Here is a 2,161-nt window from a genome sequence, read left to right as displayed (position 1 = left end):
CACTTATCTTTAGATTTTAAAACACCTAATATGGTATATAAATTAACAGCGTAAATTCAATTTTAACCTGTAGCCATATTTCAGGACGAGACATTAAAAAACGCACTCGCAGAGAAAAAAGCCTAGTTTATTTTCAAATTTTTTTTTTTGAATTTTAAGCAAGAAAAAACAAAAAAAAAGCATGTTGAAAAATTTCAAATATTGCGCAACGGATTTCACTCAAATGGAAAACATCTGACTTTTAGCTTGTTTACGGAATTAAAAACTAAAAAAAAAATTCGGAATTTATCTAGTTTCGGAATTGCTTACTCAAATTGAATAGAAGAGTTTTAAAAAATAAAAAAATGACTGACCAAAGCAATGCGCAACTGTTGCGACGGACTGATTAGCGAAACGCAAAAATTAGTGATTTATAATATCAACAATCTAAATTAAAAAAACGCACCACAACACAGTATATAAAAAATTGCTAAATTAGTGCTTTACCAATGTCAGTTGCTTTGTTTGCTAGCTTCTGATTTTCCTTCGGAAAATCCTCGCACACAAACACGCAACTTTCCATATACATGAACGTTACCAAACATATAAATTCGCACTCTTAATCAACTGACTTACTGAAATCTCTTTATTTTTTTCCGACCTTTTTTTAGCTTGTTTATCTATATAAATACATGTAATTATTAGGTTATTTTGTAACTTAAAGTCTGATCCAACGACTAACCAATAGGAATAAAAAGTTAACAATTAACATAACTTTAACATTTATTTATGTACACAATGTTGTACATTTGGCATATACTTTGTAGTATACAACCTAAAACAGCGACAATGAAAACAATAACTTCAACCTCCTTAAGAGGCAGACTAAAATACTATCTTGACCTTGTTTCAGAATCATACGTAACAATTATGATTCCAAGAACTAAAGATGAGGAAGCTATCGTTATGATGCCTTTGAGCGAATATAATTCATTAACAGAAACTGATTATCTATTAAGAACTGAAGCTAATAAAAACACTCTTTTAGAATCGATTAAGCAAGCCGAAAAAGGAGAAGTTACAGTAGTTAATATTTAATGACAGTTGCATTTACTTCGATTGCATTAGAGCAATACCAGTATTGGGGAGAAAACGATAAGAAAATATTCAAAAAAATAAACACATTAATTGCTAATACAAAAAGAACTCATTTTGTAGGTTTAGGAAATCCTGAACCATTGAAGGGAATTCTTAAAGGATATTGGTCAAGACGAATAACAGGAGAACATAGATTAGTTTATAAAATTTCTGGAACCGATAAAGACCAAGTATTAACAATAGTACAATGTCGATATCACTATTAATTTTCCTTCCGTCTGTCATAAATCTGCCTTCCATCAAAAAAAATATAGTTTTCAATACGTCAATGAACTTTAGAACTGATAATAAATACGTTTGGTAACACCGTGTATAATTTATTGCTAGTTCCTTTCCTATTCGGAAAAATCTCCGATTTTCCCTATTTTAGTTTTTATTTGTAATGGTTTTCGCTAAATTCACCGCAACAAACCATACACATAAACGTTGCCATTCATTAAAAAACGCACTCGTAGAGAAAAAAACCTAGTTTTATTTCCGATTTTTTTTTTGAGTTTTAAGCAAGAAAAAACAAAAAAAAACATATTGATAAATTTCAAAATATTGCGCAACAGATTTCACTCAAACGAAAAAACATCTGACTTTTAGCTTGTTTACGGAATCGAAATCTAAAAAAAAAATTCGGACTTTAGCAAGATTCGGAATTGCTTACTCAAATGGAATAGAAAAGTTTAAAAACAAAAAAATGACTGACCAAAACAATGCGCAACTGTTGCGACAGACTAAATAGCAAAAGAAAAAAAAGATTTGTCGACTAATCGCAAATTGTAAGAAAAAAAAAACGAAATGGCAACACCGTATATAAAAAATTGCTAAATTAGTACTTTACCAATGTCAGTTGCTTGGTTTGTTAGCTTCTGATTTTCCTTCGGAAAATCCTCGCACACAAACACGCAACTTTCCATATACATCAACGTTGTGGTGCATTATGACCCGTCCTGAAATAAGGCTACATAATTTTAAACATTATGTATAGAAATGACAAAGTAATCAGACGGTATTCAGAACCTTTTAAACTGAAAAT

2 protein-coding genes are annotated in these 2,161 nt (G+C 30.3%); both read left to right on the top strand.

Translation table 11 applies throughout. The features are described from left to right. The first annotated feature begins 828 nt into the window (after positions 1-828). On the top strand, positions 829-1,077 hold the full coding sequence (locus EV196_RS19745) for a type II toxin-antitoxin system Phd/YefM family antitoxin (RefSeq protein WP_165876216.1): 249 nt from the start codon (positions 829-831) through the stop codon (positions 1,075-1,077). Next, the gene (locus EV196_RS19740) at positions 1,077-1,343 is read left to right on the top strand and encodes a Txe/YoeB family addiction module toxin (RefSeq protein ID WP_132219503.1); all 267 of its coding nucleotides are present in this window, start codon (positions 1,077-1,079) and stop codon (positions 1,341-1,343) included. Before EV196_RS19745 ends, EV196_RS19740 begins: the two co-directional genes overlap by 1 nt. Positions 1,344-2,161 lie beyond the last annotated feature (818 nt).

It is taken from the genome of Mariniflexile fucanivorans (assembly GCF_004341235.1).
Classification (GTDB): Bacteria; Bacteroidota; Bacteroidia; order Flavobacteriales; family Flavobacteriaceae; genus Mariniflexile; species Mariniflexile fucanivorans.
This window is presented reverse-complemented; position numbering and strand designations above follow the sequence as displayed.